Raw genomic sequence first — 4,162 nt, 5'->3', positions numbered from 1 at the left:
CGCGGCCCAGCGCGACACCACCCTGCGCCGCGTCGTCGACGGCAGCGACACGGTGCGCGGCCGCCGCGCCTCGGTGGTGCTGGCGATCTCGGTCGGGTCGGACGGGCGGATCGGCCAGATCCGCCTGGCGCAATCCTGCGGCGACCCTTCGGTCGACAACGCGGTGGTGGAGGCGGTGCGCCGCCTCGGCTCCTTCGGCCAGGCGCCGCCCAGCGGCACGCCGGTCACCCTTCGCATCCAGCTCAACATCCAGCAGTCCAGGGCATGAGGGATCTGATGTTCAAGCCAATCGGCCTCGCCGCCGCGATCAGCGTTCTCGCCGTCGGCGCGGCCCTCGGCCAGACCCCGCCGACCGAGCAGTCGACGACGCTGGCCCTGATCCGGCTGCTGGTGCAGGAGGGCATCCTGTCGCGCGACAAGGCGCAGGTGCTGCTGACCCAGGCCGAGCAGGAGGCGCGGGCAGCCGAGGCGAACCAGCGGGCCAGCGGCCAGGCGGTGCCGCCCGGCACCCCGCCGGGCACGGTGCGCGTGCCCTATGTGCCGGAGATGGTGCGCAACCAGATCCGCGACGAGGTCAAGCAGGAGGTGCTGGCCCAGGCCAAGACCGAGCGCTGGGGCGACCCCGGCACGCTGCCCGCCTGGCTCGACAAGGTGAAGCTGTACGGCGATGTCCGGGTGCGCGGCCGGGCCGACTACTACGACCCGAACAACGCCGAGTTCCTGGACTTCCAGAAGCTGAACAACGACGGCTACGGCACCAGCATCAACGACGCGCAATCCTTCCCGCCGCTGCTGGACACCCGCGACGACCGCTATCGCGGCCAGATCCGCGCCCGGCTCGGGGTCAAGGCCGATCTCGGCAGCGGCTTCAGCACCGATATCCGCCTCGCCACCGGCAACGACCTCGACCCGGTCTCGACCAACGGCGACATGTCGATGGCACTCGGCAACAAGAACTTCAACCTCGACCGCGCCTATGTGCAGTACGAGGGCGACCCGCTGGGCACCGGCGGCAATCTGAAATTCGATGCCGGCCGCTTCGGCAACCCGTTCTACTCGACCGACCTGGTGTGGGACGAGGACGTCAATTTCGACGGCGTCGCACTGGGCTACCGCCAGCCGGTGCTGGACCAGCTGGACGCCTGGGGCGCGGTCGGCCTGTTCCCGCTGAAGGAGCTGGCCTTCTCCGCCCGCGACCAGGTGCTGTATGGCGGCCAGATCGGCGTCGACTGGCGTCCCTATGACGATGCCGCGTTCAAGCTCGGCGTCGCCTATTACGACTTCCACAACGTGCTGGGCGACCCGCGGGCGATCGATCTCGACGACCGCCGCCGCAACACCTCGGTGCCGTCCTTCCTGCAGAAGGGCAACAGCCTGTGGGACGTCGGCGACAAGGGCAACCCGGCCGATGACGACGACGACCTGGTCGCCTTCGGCCTGGCCTCGAAGTTCCAGGAGCTGAACGTCACCACCTCGCTCGACATCTCGGCCTTCGACCCGATCCACATCGTGCTGACCGGCGACCTGGTGGCCAATCTCGGCTACGACAAGGACAAGGTGACGGCCCGCGTCGCCGAGCCCGGCCGCAAGAGCGGCAACATGGCCTATCTCGCCCGTGTCCTGGTCGGCCATCCCGACATCCAGCACGGCAACGACTGGAACGCGAGCTTCACCTACAAGTACCTGGAGTCGGATTCGGTGATCGACGCCTTCACCGACAGCGACTTCCACAATGGCGGCACCAACGCCAAGGGCTTCGTGCTCGCCGGCAACTACGGCATCGTCGACGATGTCTGGCTCGGGCTGCGCTGGCTCAGCAGCGATGCGATCAGCGGCCCGAAATTCTCCGTCGACACGCTGATGCTCGACCTCAACGCCCGCTTCTGACGGAGGGAACGATGCTCGCCACCCGCCCTCGGACCATCCCGGCCGCCCTGCTGGGCCTCGCCATGCTGGCCGGCCTCGCTGGCCCGGCCGCGGCGCAGGAGGAGAGCGATGTCGCCAAGCTGCGCGACGCGCTGCGACGGGCCACGATCGACCTGCGCACGGCCCAGAACCAGGCGACGTCGCTGCAGTCCCAGCTGAGCCAGGCGCAGCAGACCATCGCCACCCGCGACGCCGAGGCCAAGCAGCTGCGCGCCCAGATCGGCCAGGTCCAGGGCCGGCTGGACGCCGCCACCGAGAAGGCCGACGGGCTGCAGGCCGAGCTGGACACCGCGGCCAAGACCCTGGAGACGACCCGGGGCGAGCTGGACCAGACCCGGCGCAGCCTCGGCCGCACCCAGGGCCAGCTGCACGACACTGAGGGGCGGCGGGCCACGGCCCAGGCCGGGCTGGACCAGACCACAAGCTTCCTCAAGGCCTGCCAGGCCAGCAACGACCAGCTCTACAAGGTCGGCCGCGAGGTGCTGGCCGCCTATGACGGCAAGGACCTCGGCGACGTGCTGACGCAGAACGAGCCGTTCACCCAGCTCAAGAGCGTCGAGATGGAGAACATCATCCAGGACCTGCAGGACAAGCTGGCCGACGCCCGCTACCGGAAGCCGTCGAAGTGAGGCGCCTTCCGCTCCTTGTCGCGCTGTTCGCACTCGCCGCCACGCCGGCCGCCCTGGCGCAGCAGCCGGCGGCCGAGCCGGTCGCCCGGATGGGCGCTATCGGCCTGTCGCCGGCCGAGGTCGAGGCGTTCCTGCGTGGCCTTTCGCCCGAGATCCGGGCCCAGGCCGTGGCCAGCCGCGAGGCGCTGGACGGGCTGATCCGGGCCGAGCTGACGCGCCGCGCCGTGGCCGCCGAGGCGGCCAAGGCCGGCTGGGCCGACCGGCCCGAGGTGGCGGCGGCGATCGACCAGGCGCGGCAGCAGGTGGTCGTCGAGACCTGGCTTGCCGCCAGATCCGAGCCGCCGGCCGCCGAGCCGCCGGAGGCCGACCTGCGCAGGATCTACGACGACAACACCGCCCGCTTCGTGGCGCCGGCGCAGGTGCGGCTGGCGCAGATCTTCCTGCCGGTGCCGCAGGGCGCCTCGGCGGAGGCGGCCGCGGCGGCGGAGAACCAGATCGGCGACCTGCGCCGGAAGGCCCGGGCCCGCGGCGCCGATTTCGCCGCCCTGGCGCGGCAATCCTCGCAGCACAAGGACAGCGCCGACAATGGCGGCGACATGGGCTGGCTGTCCGAGGACCAGCTGCTGCCAGAGATCCGCCAGGCCGTGGCCGGGCTGGACAAGGGCGCCGTCAGCGCGCCGATCCGCAGCCAGGCCGGCTGGCACCTGATCCGCCTGATCGACCGCAAGGAGTCGCGGGTGCAGGGCTTCGACGAGGTCCGGCCGCTGCTGGTCGAGGCCGTGCACCGCCAGCAGGCCGCGGATCTGCGGCGTCGATATGTCGAGGACCTGGTCGGCGCCGCCCCGCCGGCGATCAACGAGATCGCGGTGGCGGAGATCCTGTCCCGCCTGGCGCCTGCGGCCCCCGCCGCCGCGACCCAGTGACCGAACGGAACCGATGGAGACGAGCATGACCACGCAGCAGACCCAGCCGGGCACGGCGAACGGCGCCGCCAACGGGGCGGCCGAACGCTTTTCCCCCGACACCCGCTACTTCTCGCTGTTCCACCTGACCGCCAATGCGGCGGAGGCGCAGCTGCTGGTCGGCCGCGCCCGCATCGTCGTCGGCGCTGGCCCCTCGCCCTCCGCCGAGCCGATGGCCACGGAGTGGCTGGTCAGCCTTGCGATGAGCCCGGTGACGATGAAGGACCTGGCGCGCAAGCTGGCCGAGACCGTGGCGTCCTATGAGCAGACCTTCGGCCCGATTGCGGACATCCCCGGCAGCGCCGCTGCCCCGGCGGCGGCCTAGGCGCCGGGCATGATCCGCGCCGAGCATCTGCATCGCCGCTTCGGCTCCGTGATCGCGGTCGCCGGCGTCTCGCTCGAGGTCGGGCGCGGCGAGGTTGTCGGCCTGCTCGGCCCGAACGGCGCCGGCAAGTCGACGCTGCTGCGCATGCTGGCCGGCTATCTCGAGCCGGATGCCGGCACCGCGGCGCTGGACGGCATCGATGTCCGGCGGCGGCCGATCGCGGCGCGACGCCGCCTCGGCTATCTGCCGGAAGGTGCGCCGCTGTATCCGGAGATGACGCCGGCCGGCCTGCTCGGCTTCGTCGCCGCCGTGCACGGGCT

General features: G+C 71.4%; 6 protein-coding genes. All 6 read left to right on the top strand.

Features of this window, described 5'->3' with window-relative positions:
• The coding region (locus tag P409_RS28115) for a TonB family protein (RefSeq protein ID WP_034846192.1) at positions 1-268 on the top strand (268 nt) is incomplete at its 5' end.
• A gap of 8 nt (positions 269-276) precedes the next feature.
• Entirely contained in the window at positions 277-1,887 is a 1,611-nt protein-coding gene (locus tag P409_RS28110; RefSeq protein ID WP_034846190.1) for a putative porin, read from the top strand.
• An 11-nt stretch (positions 1,888-1,898) separates the two neighbouring features.
• On the top strand, positions 1,899-2,555 hold the full coding sequence (locus P409_RS36490; RefSeq protein ID WP_052121494.1) for a polyketide synthase docking domain-containing protein: 657 nt from the start codon (positions 1,899-1,901) through the stop codon (positions 2,553-2,555).
• Positions 2,552-3,478, top strand: coding sequence for a peptidylprolyl isomerase (locus P409_RS28100; protein ID WP_052121493.1), 927 nt, complete (start codon positions 2,552-2,554; stop codon positions 3,476-3,478). The genes P409_RS36490 and P409_RS28100 overlap by 4 nt, the downstream gene beginning before the upstream one ends.
• 25 nt (positions 3,479-3,503) lie before the next feature.
• The gene (locus P409_RS28095) at positions 3,504-3,842 is read left to right on the top strand and encodes a hypothetical protein (protein ID WP_034846188.1); all 339 of its coding nucleotides are present in this window, start codon (positions 3,504-3,506) and stop codon (positions 3,840-3,842) included.
• Positions 3,843-3,851: 9 nt separating this feature from the next.
• Positions 3,852-4,162, top strand: a 311-nt coding sequence (locus P409_RS28090) for an ATP-binding cassette domain-containing protein (RefSeq protein ID WP_034846186.1), incomplete at its 3' end; no start/stop codon positions are given.

Origin of the sequence: Inquilinus limosus MP06 (assembly GCF_000767795.1) — a bacterium.
GTDB classification, from domain to species: Bacteria; Pseudomonadota; Alphaproteobacteria; order DSM-16000; family Inquilinaceae; genus Inquilinus; species Inquilinus limosus_E.
Note: the sequence above shows the minus strand (reverse complement) of the source record. Positions and strands in the feature narration are given on the sequence as shown.

Bases quoted from the DNA above. Each gene is read 5' to 3' on its own strand.
- P409_RS36490 (WP_052121494.1), top strand. From the start codon at position 1,899: ATGCTCGCCACCCGCCCTCGGACCATCCCGGCCGCCCTGCTGGGCCTC.
- P409_RS28110 (WP_034846190.1), top strand. From the start codon at position 277: ATGTTCAAGCCAATCGGCCTCGCCGCCGCGATCAGCGTTCTCGCCGTC.
- P409_RS28095 (WP_034846188.1), top strand. From the start codon at position 3,504: ATGACCACGCAGCAGACCCAGCCGGGCACGGCGAACGGCGCCGCCAAC.